The organism is Buttiauxella brennerae ATCC 51605 (assembly GCF_001654925.1).
Taxonomy (GTDB): Bacteria; Pseudomonadota; Gammaproteobacteria; order Enterobacterales; family Enterobacteriaceae; genus Buttiauxella; species Buttiauxella brennerae.
Genome location: NZ_LXER01000015.1, coordinates 180,241 through 197,040 on the forward strand (window position 1 = coordinate 180,241; position 16,800 = coordinate 197,040).

18 protein-coding genes are annotated in these 16,800 nt (G+C 47.4%); 8 read left to right on the top strand and 10 right to left on the bottom strand.

Annotated features, from left to right (window positions below; translation table 11 throughout):
* Window positions 1-8 precede the first annotated feature (8 nt).
* Genes M975_RS07965 through nfrB form a run of 3 tightly spaced genes read right to left on the bottom strand, consistent with a single transcriptional unit; the run spans window position 9 to window position 5,751 of the window.
* Window positions 9-872 carry a DUF4434 domain-containing protein gene (locus tag M975_RS07965; protein WP_064558618.1) on the bottom strand — a complete coding sequence of 288 codons (864 nt, stop codon included), beginning with the start codon at window positions 870-872 and terminating at the stop codon, window positions 9-11.
* Window positions 872-3,529 (bottom strand): NfrA family protein, encoded by a 2,658-nt coding sequence (locus tag M975_RS07970; protein WP_064558620.1) that lies wholly within the window; start codon window positions 3,527-3,529, stop codon window positions 872-874. Before M975_RS07970 ends, M975_RS07965 begins: the two co-directional genes overlap by 1 nt.
* Complete coding sequence (gene nfrB / locus M975_RS07975) at window positions 3,526-5,751, bottom strand: cyclic di-3',5'-guanylate-activated glycosyltransferase NfrB (RefSeq protein WP_064558622.1); 2,226 nt, start codon at window positions 5,749-5,751, stop codon at window positions 3,526-3,528. Before nfrB ends, M975_RS07970 begins: the two co-directional genes overlap by 4 nt.
* 316 nt (window positions 5,752-6,067) lie before the next feature.
* On the opposite strand from nfrB, the gene M975_RS07980 reads away from it, so the two are divergent.
* Window positions 6,068-6,397, top strand: a complete 330-nt coding sequence (locus M975_RS07980; protein ID WP_064558624.1) for an SMR family transporter — start codon at window positions 6,068-6,070, stop codon at window positions 6,395-6,397.
* Window positions 6,398-6,608: 211 nt separating this feature from the next.
* The gene (locus M975_RS07985) at window positions 6,609-6,854 is read left to right on the top strand and encodes a DUF2554 family protein (RefSeq protein ID WP_064558660.1); all 246 of its coding nucleotides are present in this window, start codon (window positions 6,609-6,611) and stop codon (window positions 6,852-6,854) included.
* A 54-nt stretch (window positions 6,855-6,908) separates the two neighbouring features.
* On the opposite strand, the gene M975_RS07990 is transcribed toward M975_RS07985, so the two are convergent.
* Complete coding sequence (locus M975_RS07990; protein WP_064558662.1) at window positions 6,909-7,652, bottom strand: SDR family oxidoreductase; 744 nt, start codon at window positions 7,650-7,652, stop codon at window positions 6,909-6,911.
* A gap of 171 nt (window positions 7,653-7,823) precedes the next feature.
* On the opposite strand from M975_RS07990, the gene M975_RS07995 reads away from it, so the two are divergent.
* A complete protein-coding gene (locus M975_RS07995; RefSeq protein WP_064558626.1) occupies window positions 7,824-8,126 on the top strand; it encodes a winged helix-turn-helix transcriptional regulator in 303 nt (100 codons plus the stop codon).
* Window positions 8,127-8,175: 49 nt separating this feature from the next.
* Here M975_RS07995 and M975_RS08000 read toward each other — a convergent pair whose 3' ends face one another.
* A complete protein-coding gene (locus M975_RS08000) occupies window positions 8,176-9,294 on the bottom strand; it encodes an S-(hydroxymethyl)glutathione dehydrogenase/class III alcohol dehydrogenase (RefSeq protein ID WP_064558628.1) in 1,119 nt (372 codons plus the stop codon).
* Window positions 9,295-9,337: 43 nt separating this feature from the next.
* Window positions 9,338-9,613 carry a metal/formaldehyde-sensitive transcriptional repressor gene (locus M975_RS08005; RefSeq protein ID WP_064558630.1) on the bottom strand — a complete coding sequence of 92 codons (276 nt, stop codon included), beginning with the start codon at window positions 9,611-9,613 and terminating at the stop codon, window positions 9,338-9,340.
* A gap of 370 nt (window positions 9,614-9,983) precedes the next feature.
* Between M975_RS08005 and M975_RS08010 the strand changes: the two genes are divergently transcribed.
* The 3 genes from M975_RS08010 to M975_RS08020 are packed head-to-tail and all read left to right on the top strand — an operon-like array spanning window position 9,984 to window position 11,370.
* Complete coding sequence (locus M975_RS08010; protein ID WP_064558632.1) at window positions 9,984-10,460, top strand: Hcp family type VI secretion system effector; 477 nt, start codon at window positions 9,984-9,986, stop codon at window positions 10,458-10,460.
* Window positions 10,457-11,038, top strand: a complete 582-nt coding sequence (locus M975_RS08015; protein ID WP_064558634.1) for a glycoside hydrolase family 19 protein — start codon at window positions 10,457-10,459, stop codon at window positions 11,036-11,038. The genes M975_RS08010 and M975_RS08015 overlap by 4 nt, the downstream gene beginning before the upstream one ends.
* Entirely contained in the window at window positions 11,035-11,370 is a 336-nt protein-coding gene (locus M975_RS08020) for a hypothetical protein (protein ID WP_064558636.1), read from the top strand. The genes M975_RS08015 and M975_RS08020 overlap by 4 nt, the downstream gene beginning before the upstream one ends.
* Before the next feature lie 9 nt (window positions 11,371-11,379).
* Here M975_RS08020 and M975_RS23490 read toward each other — a convergent pair whose 3' ends face one another.
* Window positions 11,380-11,514 (bottom strand): hypothetical protein, encoded by a 135-nt coding sequence (locus M975_RS23490; RefSeq protein WP_280643778.1) that lies wholly within the window; start codon window positions 11,512-11,514, stop codon window positions 11,380-11,382.
* Between the two features lie 501 nt (window positions 11,515-12,015).
* Between M975_RS23490 and M975_RS08025 the strand changes: the two genes are divergently transcribed.
* Window positions 12,016-12,468 carry a hypothetical protein gene (locus M975_RS08025; RefSeq protein WP_064558638.1) on the top strand — a complete coding sequence of 151 codons (453 nt, stop codon included), beginning with the start codon at window positions 12,016-12,018 and terminating at the stop codon, window positions 12,466-12,468.
* A 187-nt stretch (window positions 12,469-12,655) separates the two neighbouring features.
* Here M975_RS08025 and cybB read toward each other — a convergent pair whose 3' ends face one another.
* The gene (cybB, locus tag M975_RS08030; protein WP_064558640.1) at window positions 12,656-13,186 is read right to left on the bottom strand and encodes a cytochrome b561; all 531 of its coding nucleotides are present in this window, start codon (window positions 13,184-13,186) and stop codon (window positions 12,656-12,658) included.
* A 249-nt stretch (window positions 13,187-13,435) separates the two neighbouring features.
* Window positions 13,436-14,809 (bottom strand): ATP-dependent RNA helicase DbpA, encoded by a 1,374-nt coding sequence (dbpA, locus tag M975_RS08035; protein ID WP_064558642.1) that lies wholly within the window; start codon window positions 14,807-14,809, stop codon window positions 13,436-13,438.
* Window positions 14,810-15,160: 351 nt separating this feature from the next.
* On the opposite strand from dbpA, the gene M975_RS08040 reads away from it, so the two are divergent.
* Complete coding sequence (locus M975_RS08040) at window positions 15,161-15,451, top strand: Bor family protein (RefSeq protein ID WP_064558644.1); 291 nt, start codon at window positions 15,161-15,163, stop codon at window positions 15,449-15,451.
* Between the two features lie 331 nt (window positions 15,452-15,782).
* Here M975_RS08040 and M975_RS08045 read toward each other — a convergent pair whose 3' ends face one another.
* Complete coding sequence (locus M975_RS08045) at window positions 15,783-16,145, bottom strand: hypothetical protein (protein ID WP_064558646.1); 363 nt, start codon at window positions 16,143-16,145, stop codon at window positions 15,783-15,785.
* Between the last annotated feature and the right edge of the window lie 655 nt (window positions 16,146-16,800).

The following is a 16,800-nucleotide window of genomic DNA, read 5'->3' on the forward strand; positions in this document are numbered from 1 at the left end:
ATTCACTCTTATTGGGCCAACACACCCTTGGCCGCACTCATATAACGTAATGAGAAGTAGACTCTGTCCTGCCCTGGCGGGACAGGCGTCGATAACCATTTTTGCTGATATTGTGCAGGCGCTGGCACGGCTTTAAACGTTTTCGCCTGTTTATCCTGGCGGAACAGTTCGATAACCTGTCCGGCAGAGGGCGCTTGCAGATACAACGCCCGTTCTGTGTCGCTCAATACTTGCGTTCCCACGCCATCTTGCACCCACACTTTCACACCGCTATGGCTCAGGGTTGTCACCCATTTGCTGTAGCTGTCAGGCGTCATATTTCCCGCGAAGAAACTGCTCACCGCGACAGGTTTATCAGCAACCGCTTGCAGCGATAAACGGCTCTTGTTCAGCCAGCTCTGCGCAACTTGTTGCATCTGCGGCTCACGCCAGCGATGGTCATCAAGTTCACTGCTGATGTACCAGCCCGCAATAGATTGCACACCCAGCACACTCACCCAACGTTTCGCCACCGAGACATCATCGGCACGCAAGCGGTTGAGGTAGTTTTCCAGCACCGGAAGTGGCTGCTTTTGCCGTTCGAAAAACTGCCCATCGGCTGCAAGGCCGATAACCAGCTTCATGCCGCTGGCAGTCGTCAGCTGTGCTTTACGTTCCAGCCAGACGCGTGATTCACCGTCACGAAATGCCCCGTCATAGCGGCTCCACTGCAACACCAGAGTATCAATTCCCTGCCCTTTAAGTTTGCTCAACACGCTCTGCCACTGAGCGTCTGAAACGGTCATATCGCGCAACTGTGGCTGATACATCACTGCGTTCATCGCGTTGGCAAAAGGTGCAACCAGCAGCAACGCCGTTAAGAGTATTTTCATTACCAGCGGGCTCCTAATGTCAGGAAAAGATTGTTTTTGGAATCCATGTCGCGGTTATGCCCCGAAAATGCACGTTGATATTCCACGCCTACACTGACCTTGTGCGGGAAGGCGCTGTAATGGGACTCCCCAAACCAGGTATTCAAACGCACACCCACGCCACCCAACGTATTATCACGATACGGCGTGTCTGTGCTGGCGTTGTATTGAGCATGCCAGTACGGTTCAACTGTTTGATGTCCATTGATTTTCTGGTGCCAGCTCATGCGGTAGTCCGCGGTATAAAGCTGGTAATCGGCTTTAACGAAATGCGCCGCATCCAGATAGAGGTTTTGTGCCATCCAGCCATTTCCCGTCGGGTGCCAGTCATCGCTGTATTTGCCGCCGTTAAAGAACGAGGCACTGGCACGTAACATCACGTCACTCTTGCCATGGTTATTCCCAAGCGGGATTTGCTGCTCGGCGGCCAGATAAATAACCTGGTCGCGCAGCGGTTTCCAGCGCACGCCCACGCCGAGCATCGGCTCATAAACCGGGATAAAGTGGCTGTCGCCGTTGTTTTCACTGCCGGCAAATATACGGCTGTAAACCGAAAGCTGGTCACCCTCAATGATTTGGTTTTTACCGATACGGTATTCCGCCTCGAATTGCTCATAACTGCGGTAGCTTTTATTTTGCTGTACGCCGTTACTGCCGCCAGCGCTGTTAAGTGAGTCAGGCGTTAAACCGAACGAGCCGTCATAGGTGAAGGTCCAGCGGCGCTCGCTATCTTCATGAATGCGGCGGAATTCAAAGCGATCCTCTTTCTGTTTTTCGCTAAGTTCTTGCTGCGGCGTCAGGCTGTTATCGATGTCATCCACCACCCGTTCGCTGTATTCGCGGGTGTACGGTTTATCATCCAGGCGTTCATTGAGATACACTAACTGACGCATTATTTCTGGCGAGTCCGGCTGGGAGACACGCGCTTTTTCCAGTGCATCGCGAGCTTCAGGGTATTTGCCCTGATCGATCAGTGCAAAGCCAAGGGAAGCATCATCTTCTGCGCCCTTTTTCGCCGCAGGCATTTTCACCCCATTGGCACGCGCCAGCTCGTAATCTTGCGCGGCAAAAGCCAGATACCCCACCTGGCGCTGGTAATACGGCGATGGATCACGCGCAGCCGCCTGCTGTGCTGCGTAAAGCGCAAGGCCCGGTTGCCACGGGTAACATTGCGCCAGATGTGACCAGCTTTGCGCATCATATTGCGGCGATAAATCACCTAATATGTTGCGCACAATGGCGCAGTTTTCTGTGCCCTGGAACAGTCGGGCCTGAGCCATACGTTGTGTGGCACTCGGCAGCGGTTTTGCCAGTCGCACTTTGCTGTCTGGCGTTAGCCATTCCGGATGTGCCGCAAGCTGAGTATATAAACGGGTGCTTAGCGGTTTCTGCAACGCCCCGGCTTTATCAAACGGCCAGTCACGTAGCAGTAATTCTGTGGCGACTTTCCCCTGGTCCATTGAAACCAGCTGATAGCTGACGGTCTCCAGCTCTTGTGCCGATAAACCCCGAGTCTGGCTGATTTTCTTTATCAGTTGCAGGCTGGATGGTGTGTCTCTACGCGCAAGGCTTAACGCCAGGCGTTGGTCGAGCGCCTGCGTTTCCGGGAAGGTATTGAGCAGCGCATTCGCCCCCTGCCAATCTCCTTTCTGGATGCGAATAGGGACCAGCGTCGACAACACATATTGTTTATTTTCCGGGTGTTTAATCGACCAGGCAGAGACTGTCTTTCCAGGTTCTTCGCTATATGTCGCCAGCAACCTCATCCAGTTCCGTTCTTCCACTGGCGAATTAAACACCGGCTTATGACTGGCAAGATAGCGGCGTAGCGATGTGAGCGCGTTACGTTCAGCAAGCGACTGCGCGTAAGCGAGCTGCATGCCGGCACTGTTCATTACGCCCTGGCTTTGCAAATCTAAAATCCGCTGGTCACGCTGCATGTGCAACAAAATGGCAAACCACTGTTGGTACTGCGCTTCGCTCAGCGTGGCTTCGCTGTCCAGCAGCGCAAAGCCCTGATCGGCGGCCGCCCATTGTTGAAGGAAAATAGCGCGTTGGGTGTAATTATCGACCAACTGCCGCCCCTCTTTTGAGTGGCGCAGTTGTGGGTCTGCAAGCTGTGCGCGGGCAATCTCAAGCTGGTTAAGTTTGAGCGCATAATTACCCGCTTCGCTGCGGCAGCGCACCGTCGGAGCGGCATCACATGTTTTTTGAAACGCCCGCAATTGCGCGAGAGTTTTCACCTCCAGTTCTGGTACTGGAATCGCGTTTAACGCGCTTTGCAATTGCGAATTTTGCGGGGCTTTCTTCAATTCACTTTCAAGCAACGCGCGTGCTTTGTTTTCATGCCCGAAATGGCGATAAGCCTCAGCAAGCCAAAGCGTAATACGAATGCTTTCCGGGGCCATTTCATGTGCATGCTCAAAACTGCGCAATGCCCGGGTTTCATCATTCGCTTCCATCGCTTTGTGCGCCCGCTCAATATGCGGATACACCTTAAAATAGCGGTAATCTGACAGGCCCAGATCTTGTTTTGACCCTTCCTGAGCCGCCAACGCGGGCATTGCGAGCAAGGCTCCGCAAACAAGAACGGCCAATGGGTTCAGGCGTATGTTCATAACGAACTCCCTGCCAGACGCGCCTGTTGCAGGCAATTGATCCCTGCGTTTTGTAGCAGGGTTTCCAAGGATGGCTGCAATTTCTTTTGCTGTTCCAGGGCATGGTTAACCACCTGTTGGCTGACCACGCCTTCCTTAACCAGGAACTCACCAAACCTCAGGTCACTACGCTCATAGCGCAGTAACACGGCACGCAGAACTGCCTCATTTAAATGGGATTCATTACTCAACACTTCGGCAAACAGAAGCTGCCCGGAAACATAATTTTCCCAGATATCGTCGGCCTGCTCCTGGGTAAGCAAGTGTTCTTTTACTGCATTTTCAAGTAATTGCTTTTCTTTCAAGAGTTGCGAGTCGCCATACCAGTGACGCAGGCCGATAACCACCTGGCCTCTTGGCACAATAACGTAGCTGACGTCTCGCCCGACCTTGCGGCCAAGGGCCGACAGTGAAACGGGATCAATGGTGTTTTCACAGGCTAATACCACCGTACCGTTTTCTATCCGCAGCGGCAGAACCGCGTGGTGTTGTGCCACTTTTGCCGGCACGCTGCGAATAAGAGATTCATCAAGCGTGAAAGGATCAATCACCTCCATCGGCACTTCTGCCTGTTTTGCCAGGGCAATGGCGAGCTGATGGGCCGTGATGTAGCCAAGTTGTACCAGGCTCCCGCCCAGTTTCAGGCCAGGAATGCGGTTTTGCAGCGCATCTTCAAGTTGCGCCTGAGTGATGACACCCGAATCGACAAGAATATAACCCAGCGGCTGCGCTGAACGTTGGTCGCTGACGGTCGGGAAATCGTGCGTGGTTTTATCCCACGCCACGCGGCGAGGGTCACCGTGCTGAATAACCTGTTTAATCGCCCGCCAGTTCGCCATGAAGTTAATCAGGTTGCCCCAGAACAGCCGTGGGATCACCAACAGACCTTGCGCCAGGCCGTAGTAGCCCGTCACGAAAATCATGCGCTGAATGATGCGGTTAGACATCAGTAGGAAGTTAATCCACAGCAGCGTTGTTAACCATGAACCACCCACGAATATCGACAGGAATTGCCAGGCGCCATCAACGCTACGCTGGTAAATCATAATGGCGACCAGTTGCAACATCACCAGCATCGCCGCAAAGCTCAGGAAGTTGGCAATGGCACCTTTACGGTCGCGCCACAGGAAGTAGTTCAGCACCGGGCTTGGGCTCCAGCGGTGCGTTTTAAAGCCCTGGAATACTATGCCGATTATCCAGCGCGATTTCTGGCGCACGGCGGTTGCGAACGTATCCGGGAAATATTCACGCACGCAAATCACGTTGGCAGTACGCGCTCGTTGCCCAAAAGGTTTTGGCGACTTGTCATTTTCGTTAATCACCGGGAAACGGCAGAAAATCTCTTCCATCCCTTTTTGACGTAAACGGAAACCAATATCGTAGTCTTCCGTCAGGCTTTGTACGTCAAAGGCGATACCATCACCATCGGCTAACAGTGCCAGCACCGCACGACGGCTAAAGCAGGTACCGACACCTGCACTCGGCACCTGCCCCGCTAATGCTTCACGAACCGGCACATCTTTACCATGCAGTTCCGAAAATTCATCCAGATAACTGAGGCTGGTGAATTGTGTCCATTTGCGTTCAAACGGATAAACCGGGATCTGAATTAAGTCTTTGCGATCGACCAGATAGTTGAACAGGCGCAATTCAAGTGGGGAAATCACGTCCTCTGCGTCGTGGAGAATAAAACCGGAGAAGTTAAAACGCGCACTGCGTTCAAATTGCAAAATTGCGTCGAGGATATTGTTCAGGCAATCCGCTTTGCTGGTGGGGCCAGGACGTGCGCAAACCACCTTATGGACATTCGGAAAACGTGCACACACTTCATCGACATCGCGTTGTGTATCCGGATCATTAGGATAAGTGCCGACAAAAATATGGTAATTTTCATAATCGAGAGAGCTGGCGGCAAGACGCGCCATGTTACCGATGACCCCGGTCTCATTCCATGCAGGGACCATAATCGCCAGCGCCTTTTCTTGCGGCTCATAAAGGGCTTTATAGTCAAGATGATCGTTGTTGCGATAAACCGTCATTGAGCGCCAGACACGACGAACCCAATAGACAATATCAATAAATAAGTCATCAATTCCGCTAATTAACATCAGTATTGCTAATGTAATTGCGACGACTTTCAAGCCGTAGAGATACGTTGAAAAATAATCAACAAACCAGTCCATTTTTTACCCCAAATTCCATGAGAACCCCAATACTGCCATCCACACCAGGAGCAGTAACGCCTCACATGTTACCGGTATCATAAAGTAAGAAGATAAATAGTGTAAGAATATAAATCTACATTTTATGTTTATTACAATCGCTGCAATCGTAACATAAATGAAAAAACCAGTGTTTTCAGCTGGCATTTACAACTGTTACAGAACATATACCAATGAAAAGCAAGGTAGGAATTTTTAGGACAATCGCTGGCATTTCTTGCCAGATATAGCTTAGATCTTTACATTGGCGACCTGACATTAAGAGGGAGAAATTGACATGACGTATATCTGGCTAATTGTGGCTATTGTTGCTGAAGTCATTGCGACCACATCACTGAAACTCTCGGAAGGGTTTAGCCGTTTATGGCCAAGTGTGGTCACCATTGTGTTTTATGGCGTGGCGTTTTATTGCTTGTCGATTACCATGCGCACCATCCCTACCGGCATCATTTATGCTATCTGGTCGGGTGCGGGGATAGTGTTAATTGGCGCTGTTGGCTGGATATTTTTGGGGCAAAAACTCGACTGGCCGGCGATTGCAGGAATGGCGTTGATCATTATCGGGGTGTTGGTGATTAACCTTTTTTCAAAATCAGTTGCACATTAATACAGCCAAAAATATACAAATCCGGCCTGGCAAACCCACTGCTAAAACGCGGCAGCATGACATGCCAATAATCAACCCATCCTAAACTAATGCTTAACTGTTTAGCCTTTTACATTGCTGACAATTCTTTTGCTTTCTTTCTAAAAGTTGAATAGTAACTAAGCGGAATTATCTATACAGTGTGGCCGTCACGTTAATGAGGTTGATGGTAATGGTTAAGCAATTGGTATCAAAATTCGGGACGATTTTGCTGTTAATAGGTGCTGCTCTTTTCTCCGGACAAACGACGGCGCAGACACATGGTCATCTGTATTTGGTGGTCAAAAGTGCCGATATGCTGCTGCGCCATCAGGCTGATAGCGATGAATTACGCCAGGCTGCGGAAGAGTCTGCCGCTGATTTGCGTGAGCAGCATTACCACGTACAAGAGCGCCGCCCTGGGACTTTCCAGCTTTAAAAAAAGTCTTAACACAGTCCGACTACATCGCACTGCGTTAAGACCTGTTTACCGTTATAAATTCCTGACGCCGCCATCAATGAGCAGTTCACTGCCGACCATAAAAGCAGACTCATCGGATGCCAGGAATACCGCCGCTTTTGCCAGTTCCAGTGCCGTACCTAAGCGGCCGGCAGGCACCAGGGCGCGAATCTCTTCACGCAATGTTTCTTCTGTTGCGCCATTACCCAATTTACCAAGCGCCGGGGTTTCCGTGGGGCCTGGGCTTAATCCGTTGACCCGGATCCCTTTCGGGTGCAATTCACCGGATAGCGTTCTTGCCAGAGAAAGAATTGCCGCTTTGCTGGCCGCGTAAACATTGCTTTGCGCAAGCCCGATATGCGCACTCACCGAACCACACACAATCACTGAAGATGGGTTCGACAGCAAAGGTAATAGAGCCTGAATCAAAAAGAACGGACCTTTGAGATTAGTGTTCATCAGCTTGTCGTAAGTGGCTTCATCCCAGTTTTGCAAAGGCCGATGAGTCACATCCCCGGCGTTGACATAGAGCACGTCAAGGCGCGGCCACCATTGTGCCAGGTGTTCGCTTAATTCGGTTTGCTGGCCGATATCGCCCGCGTCACTACGAAAAATATGCACATTACCCAGCGTATGTTGCGCCGCCAACAACGCGGCCTGGTTGCGCCCGGTAATGGCTACCGTCGCGCCTTCAGCAAGAAACTGCCGCGCTGTTTCAAAGCCAATACCGCTGGTGCCACCGGTGATTAATGCGTATTTACCTTCAAGTCTGCCCATTACCGTTACCTCGCTTTTATCTGGTAACCGCATTATTTCCGCTATAGTATCCTTTGGATAGTAGGAACCATTTGGATACTAAGGCACCTGTTGGGTTGCCTCAGGATTTTATCGGGGGGAAGCGTGATAAATAATTTTTCGACATTGCCAGAGGCGGGTGAAAACTGCCCGATGGTAAGTTTTGTTAATCTCATTTCCGGAAAGTGGGCGATCCCCATTCTTTACCGGTTAATCGTCATCGACGAGCCTGTACGGTTCAGCGATCTACAGCGAGCGGTTTACCCCATCACCCAAAAAGAGCTGACTCGCCAGCTAAGGCAATTTGAGTCCAGACAATTAGTGACCCGACAAGTTTTCGCCGAGGTGCCGCCACGTGTGGAGTATCAAATAACAGAGTTAGGAAAATCGCTGCGCCCAACGCTGGACTCTTTAGCGCAATGGATGCGTGAGAATGGGGAACAACTGGGGAAGTAAACACCCACGCAGACTCCCCTGGAGGAACCCGCGCGGGCTGATTTAGCGGTTACTTATCGCCAAAATGAATCACGGTACGAATCGACTTACCTTCGTGCATTAAATCAAAGGCTTCGTTGATTTGTTCCAGCGGCATGCGGTGCGTGATGAATGGATCAAGGTTGATTTTACCGACCATCGCATCTTCAACCATGCCAGGCAACTGCGTGCGCCCTTTCACACCACCAAATGCTGAACCGCGCCATACACGACCGGTCACCAACTGGAATGGACGGGTTTTAATTTCCTGGCCTGCACCCGCCACACCAATAATCACACTTTCGCCCCAGCCTTTGTGGCAGCACTCAAGCGCGGAACGCATCACGTTGACGTTACCGATGCATTCAAAGCTAAAGTCCACGCCGCCATCAGTCAGTTCAACGATAACGTCCTGAATAGGTTTTTCGTGATCTTTAGGATTGATGCAGTCAGTCGCGCCCATTTCAGTTGCGAGAGTGAATTTTTCCGGGTTAGTGTCGATGGCCAGAATGCGCCCGGCTTTCGCCTGAACCGCGCCCTGAATGACCGCAAGGCCAATACCGCCCAGGCCGAAGACTGCAACGGTATCACCCTCTTTCACTTTTGCAGTGTTGTGTACCGCACCGATACCGGTAGTCACGCCACAGCCCAACAAACACACTTTATCCAGCGGTGCCTGCGGGTTAACTTTTGCCAGAGAGATTTCCGCAACCACGGTGTACTCGCTGAATGTACTGGTGCCCATGTAGTGGTAAATCGGCTCGCCGTTATATGAGAAACGAGTGGTGCCGTCTGGCATCAGGCCTTTGCCCTGGGTGGCGCGAACAGCCTGGCACAGGTTCGTTTTACCCGATTTACAGAACTTACATTCACCGCATTCTGCCGTGTATAGCGGAATGACGTGGTCGCCTGGTTTCAGGCTGGTCACGCCCTCACCCACTTCAATAACAATCCCGCCGCCTTCGTGACCCAATACTGCCGGGAAAACGCCTTCCGGGTCATCACCCGATAAGGTGAATGCGTCGGTATGGCAAACACCGGTATGGGTGATTTGTACCAAAACTTCGCCTTTTTGCGGTGGAGCTACGTCAATTTCAACGATTTCAAGCGGTTTGCCTGGGCCAAATGCAACTGCAGCACGTGATTTCATGTTCTTCTTCCGTCCTCAGGTGAGTGTGATTTTTATATAACTGTTATTTTAGATAAGAGCGTATCAAATGGCCGACTTCTGCCATGCGTACAGCACGCTGATCCTCGGAGGTTTCCCCTGCGACCAGCTCGTCTTTAAGATGGATTTCCATCATTTCGGCCATCAGCCCATTGGCGGCACCGCGTACGGCGGCGATTTGTTGCAAGATAGCGATACACGGATCGCCATTTTCCAGTGCGCGCTCCAGCGCTTCCGTTTGGCCGCGAATCCGTCGAACGCGAGTTAGGATACGTTTTTTGTCTTCAGGTGAATGTGGCATAGTCGCCTCTTTATACTGTAGGGGGGTATGGTACACCATTTTACAGATAATTGATGAATTTGAATTTTTATTATTTTCAGTGAGATGGGTAACCTAGCCCAAAGACATATGGGGACATATACAGTCATTGACATACTCCTAACAAAGCCGGGAACACAATCAAACCCAGAACAGTTTTTGGCATTAATTATGAAGAAATTCGTTGAGTATTTATGCCCTTCCTTACAAGGTTAATTCATACATGAATCTTTGATATTTCAACAATTAATTCACTTTACCTATGGCACGTATTACCTGGCGTAACCCTTTAATAAAAGTTTTTATTGGTGGAATATTTAGCAAGTCCAACTAAGAAAATGAGGGTTCAAAAATGGCAATACCAGCTTATCTGTGGCTTAAAGATGATGGCGGCGCAGAAATTAAGGGATCGGTTGATGTTCGAGATCGTGAGGGGAGTATAGAAATACAAGGTTTTGGCCACTCACTAAGCATCCCTACTGACGACAACACTGGAAAATTAACCGGAACACGAGTTCATGGCGCGATGGTTCTTGAAAAGGAATTTGACTCCTCCAGCCCCTACCTTTACAAGGCTGTAGCCACTGAACAAAAATTACACTCCGCAGAAATTCGTTGGTATAGAATCAATGACGCAGGTCAGGAGGTGGAATATTTCAACATGCTCCTTGAGGGCGTCAAAATCGTTTCAGTAAATCCCTCTATGATTCGTCATGAGAAGATCAATCACATTGAGCATATCGCCCTGCGCTATGAAAAAATAACCTGGAAATATTGTGATGGAAACGTTCAGTTCACTGACGCTTGGGATGATAGGGTAACTGCATGATTGAAGTTACTGCTGATATGCTCTGGCAAATAGGGCGTCATTATTTACATAATGAAAGTTTGTTAAATTCTCAGCATCGCAATATGCATGCTATTGCGCCCCACTTTAATCATTGGTTCACTGTTTATAGCATCAATACTGAATTAAGAATTGCGCATTTTCTCGCACAAGCTTGCGTTGAGACTGCTAACTTTTCGGCAATGACAGAAACCCCAAGAAATGGTGGCCTGGAATATGATGCGGGAACCAAGGTTGGGCGAGCGCTTGGCAATACCAATCTCGGAGATGGACCAAAATACATTGGCCGAGGACTACTAGACCTTACAGGTCGAGCGAATTACCAAACGCTCAGTGACGAGTTTAAAAAACTGTATGTAACCAAACCTGAGCAGGTGGCTAACAATCCGTATGTAGCAGTCAAAGCAGCCTGCTACTATTGGGATGTACGGAATGTTAATAAGTTCGCTGATAAAGATGACATCAAAAATGTCACTTTAAAAATAAATGGCGGACTTAATGGCTACAGTGATCGAAAAACCGCGCTACGAAGAGCTAAGAACGCCTTGGGGATTGAATGATAAAAATTGCTCTAACGGTGTTTATCATGCTAATGGCTTTCAATTCATATGCATCCTTACCGGCCTCATCACTCGCATGTAAAGATGAAGCATTTAAAGATGCTAAAAAATTATTGTCTTTTTATAGAGACAACGATGATCGGATTGAAATTGATGATTCAATACAACCACTGGCGCGAATAAAAAACCCTGCAAATAAAAATCAATCTTTCGACGTGCTGGAAGTTTGGGGAACTATCTATAAGGGAAAGTATAGAATGCGGCTCATTTATTCGACCGATTCAGATTGCTTATTAATGGGTGAAGAAATTTTAGAATATGCAAATCTGTAGAAATTATCTTTAGATTGCCATCCATGGCAACTCATCCAGCCATTTAAAATAGCGGCCTGCCCGGTCTGGGCAGACGCTGTTGTAGTTGTAGTGCCACCACTCTCCTTGAATAACAAAAATATCAAGAACGCTATTCTTAAACACCGAATATAATTCCTGCGTATGTCTCGGTAATAAATTATTAATCATTTTAAAACAGCCGAACCATATCGATCAAAAACATTTCACTGAGATGTGTATTTTAGCACCAGATAAATCACATGATTAGAAAAAACCAAGACTTTTGGAAGTTTATTTTCATTACCCATACTTCGAATATCCATCCTCTGGTATTTTAAAAAATTTACCTGAATATTATTTTTTATGTTTTGATGATTTTTACCCTTTTCGTTAACACGATATTCAGACTCACTTCATAAACCATCCGTTATTTTTATATCTGATCGATTGAAATTCATCTAATCTATAGCACAAATTGCCTGGCATAAATTCCTAATAAGTTGGTTTATTAGCTGAGGTTTTAAACATACTCCATTAATGAAATGAGGATTAATGTATGACAATACCCGTTTATCTATGGCTCTACGATGAAGGCAATAATTTACTGTTGAGTAGAGACCATGGTTCACCACTTGAGGTTGTACGATGAGTAAAGTGTATCTACTTGTGCTCACACTACTGCCAATATTCAGTCATGCGACAGGCATACCCGGGAGTGAGTGCGCAGCACCTGGGCATTATGTCGAGGGAATGCTACTAGCGTCAATGAAAAATGATCTCGACATCGATATTGCATCCATCCAATACCTAAAAACGTTAGTGGAAGTTTTGAGCGTTGAACCAGTATCCATGTTAATGGCACGCAAAATGGCCATTGCAGACAGTTCCGCTGATATGAAAAAATCGGAAGATATTCACTTATCAGAAAACGAATACTACGGTATATACCACGATAACCACGTAGTAAATGTCACAGCTAAATATACATTCACGGATAAAAACAATCATCGGGATATATTTATATCTTCCGCATTAGCCAATGATGATGAGTGTTCAGTAAAATACAATGGGTATCTGACGTTAGCACGTGAGTTCTGAGGCGCTTATTTGTTATAATTTTGGTCTTGATAGGGTAATTAATATGACTAAAAATGAAACCAAAGAAAGATGCAGAGATATTTACATTGCATGGGAAGGTCACCATGAAACAGCCCTCTCTGACCTTTCGATTAAACCGCCCGAAGAACATAAAAACTCCGGGCAGTGTTCATATGGTGACGAAAGATCAGCCTTTTTTCCCCGGCATCATGCGCACTAATGTGTTGTCCTTCCATATGTAATGGTGGAACAGTGCAGCAAAGGCATGAATACCAATCACGAAGTAACCAATGTTGGCGATAAGTTCGTGGTAGCTCTTGATGTTGAACTCCATATCTTCATCAGGCTCCACCGCATGCGGCATCGATATGCCAAACACCGACCAGTCGCTTCCTTTGAAATACACCGTCATAAATCCCAGTATCGGTAATACGATAAACATCAGGTAGATAATGATATGTACCAGATGTGACATTCCAGTTATCGCCGGGTGCGGCTTTGGCGTAATTACCGGAGCACGGTATTTGATTCGTACCAACAGGCGAGCAATCATCAAAAAGAAAACACTGATCCCGCAGGTCACATGTGTTGCATTGAAAATCGGCCGATATGATCGTGGCGCGAAACCTTTTAGTTCCATCGCACAATAGGCACCCACTACCAATAAAAATACCAGCCAGTGAAGTGCAATCTGTAATGAGGTGTATTTGCTGCGCATTAAGGTGTCCTACTTAGTCACAATGATTTTTCCAGGATAACGGCAAACATGCAGAAAATCATTAACATCTGGTGAAATTATCTAACACCCCGCCGCAAATGCGGGTTTGCGGCCCTCGTGGTAAAGAGCTTCGCCAGGTATGATAACGAGTACGGATTTGTAACGCAGTTAGTGCGAGTTCTGGACGCTTTAACGAAAGAATAGCGGGAAACTTCTCCCTGCCTGTTTAGCAGGGAGAAGTTTAAAGATTTATTTCAGCAAACGTACTTTCACTGATTTGCCTTTGATCTTGCCTTGCTGCAGCTGTTTCCACGCATGGCGCGCGACAGACTCACGAACAGCGACATAGACGTGCATCGGATGCACATCAATTTTACCGATATCGGCGCCATCGAGCCCCATATCGCCAGTCATTGCCCCCAGAATATCGCCTGGGCGCATTTTCGCTTTCTTGCCACCGTCGATGCACAGCGTCGTCATTGCCGCTTCAAGCGGTTTGATGCTGCCTGCAGTTGGCGCTGGCTGCCAGCTTAACGACAGGTTCAGCATTTCAGCTAACACGCTGGCGCGTTGTGCTTCTTCAGGCGCACACAGGCTAATCGCAAGGCCACTTTCACCCGCGCGTGCGGTACGGCCGATACGGTGAACGTGGACTTCAGGATCCCACGACAACTCGTAGTTAATGACCATTTCCAGCGCTTTAATATCCAGGCCACGAGCAGCAACATCGGTTGCTACCAGTACACGGCTGCTGCCGTTAGCAAAACGTACCAGCGTTTGATCGCGATCGCGCTGTTCCATGTCGCCATGCAGGGCCAGTACGCTCTGGTTGCTTTCGCTCAGTGCATCACACACAGCCTGGCAATCTTTTTTGGTGTTGCAGAACACGACGCAAGATGCGGGTTGGTGCTTGCTGAGAAGTTTTTGCAGCAGGCTGATTTTGCCACTACGTGAGATTTCATAGAACTGTTGCTCAACGGACGGCAATTCGTCGACTGAATCAATCTCAATCGTTTCTGGTGTACGTTGAACACGGGAGCTGATAGCAGCAATGGCAGTTGGCCATGTTGCAGAGAACAGCAATGTCTGGCGATCCTGTGGCGCGTGGCTAATCACTTCATCAATTGCATCCGCAAAGCCCATGTCCAGCATGCGGTCCGCTTCATCCAGCACCAGCGTTTGCAGGGCATCGAGCTTAACGGTTTCTTTCTTCAGGTGGTCAAGCAAACGACCAGGTGTTGCCACAATCACATGGGGTGCGTGTTGTAGTGAATCACGCTGAGCACCAAATGGCTGGCCGCCACATAAGGTCAGCACCTTGATGTTTGGCATATAACGCGCGAGGCGGCGCAATTCTTTAGCGACTTGATCCGCCAGCTCACGTGTTGGGCACAAAACCAACGACTGAGTAATAAACTGGCTTGCATCAATGTGTTGCAGTAAACCAAGTCCAAATGCAGCTGTTTTACCACTGCCTGTTTTCGCCTGAGCACGGACATCTTTCCCAGCCAGTATCGCGGGTAATGCAGCCGCCTGAACAGGCGTCATGGTGTGATAACCAAGTTCGGTGAGATTGGCGAGTTGTTCTGCAGGCAGAACGTTTAGGGTAGAAAAAGATGTCACAATTATACTCTCAATTAATGGGCTGTCAGACAGCGTCTGGCGCGCATCTTAGCAGATTTGAAGGGCTAACGTGGCAGTTTCAGGCAAAATAGCGCTGTAGTTTTCAATCAAAAACCATTCATCAACGTGATGGATGAACAGCATCATCTTCAGCATTAAATTTATCGTGAAATTGAGGGAAAACCAGCAAACGAGTGTCAAGTTAGAAGTTGTTTATTCCGGCTACCTGCTCGGAACATAAACAAAGCACAAACGACAGCCAATATTCTAACGAAACGCGACTGGTCGAGTTTCATATACCCATATACAATGCGAAGCTGTTTTGGTAACCATAATTAAAATAAGGTATTTATGAAAAAGTTAATGATAGCGGCTGTTGCTTCACTGGTGTTATCTGGCTGTGCTCAGCAGACATTCACAATTAACAAGGATATTGCTGAGAAACCACAGCAAACCACTACCCATCATTTCTTTGTGAGCGGTATTGGCCAGACAAAAACTGTTGATGCAGCTGCGGTATGTGGCGGTGCAGATAAAGTGGTTCGCACCGAAGTTCAACAGACCTTTGCTGATGGCTTCCTGAGTTTCATTACGTTGGGTATTTATACCCCACGTGATGCACGTGTTTATTGCTCTAAATAAAGACTTGATGCCGGTGTGTCATGCACCGGTATTTCACACTACCAGGTTACTCGAAATAAAAATAATAACCTATGAAAGCGATATCATAGGGAATAGTTAAATACGCTCGGTAAGATGATTTTCAATGATGTTGGGATTTAAAATAGCAACCCTGGTTCTGGTTGTTCTGATACTCGCCTGGTCCGTTTTGCTTATCAACACCGTGGACGCTTATGCCCATCTTCATTACTTAATTGATAAGATTGAAGGTATCTATTAAGGCGACTTAAGCTAAATCACCCTGCTGTTTATCACGCGGCAACCACCCCGAAAAGAATAAAAAAACAATGGGTTAGCTATCATGGCTACCGATATCGAGATAAACCATCAAATCAGCTTTTGCGCTCAGTTGCGCATCTTTGTTTTCAGCCACCATAAAGAATGATCTTGGGGTACCTTCAGATGCTTTATCTGCAGGATATACCGTGTATTTGAGATCTCTTTTACTGGTGATAATCTGGCATTCCATGGTCCACGCATTTGCGTCATTCTGATCGCTCATACACTTGGTCGGCCCAAATGAATAGCTTAGATATGAACTCACACGTTCCTCAGCATCTTTTACATATGTTGGCGCATCGTTATGCCAATGGAGAGTAAAAGCTGCAACAGCAAGTGGCACTGCTAATAAAGAAAAGAACCAAATTTTTTTCATAATCCCGAAACTGTTCAAATAATGAGATGGCAATCATATAGGAATGATTTCAAGAATCACATTAATTGATAAGATTTTTTTATGTTTGTCCAAAATCAAACATAAACCCCGCTAACTATAACCTGAAGAAAATATTTAAATACTTATAAATTCTATTTGCTTAATGTGAAAATAAGCACAATTGGTAAGGCTAATTAGGTGAATGTTACAGGTTAGTTACTAAATTTTATCGTAACCTACTTTTTTAAACACAGAGTGATAATGACTTTGTGTAAGTAATATCCGCCACCCCAAATGACCGTGAATTTACCATGGCTATTTATTCTTATACATTTTAGTATCTGTATCTTGCTGAGAAAACAGACAGTTAACTAATGAAAAACTATTCTCACCCCTCTTTAATGACTGTAACGGTTCTTTTCTTACTTGCAGTTTTCACTTTTATCATCTGGCGTGGTGCAATTTACAGAATAACGTTTCTGAACGTCTCAACGATTCACTATATGTTTTGTGCATCGCTATTTCTGGCACTGTTTTTCATCGGAGCACTGCTACGCAAACCCACCAATCATCAGAAGAGTCTCCTTTTATGGTTAAAGGTATATGCCGGGACAGTGGCTCTATTGCTAATACTTCTGGGGCCCATATTGATAAC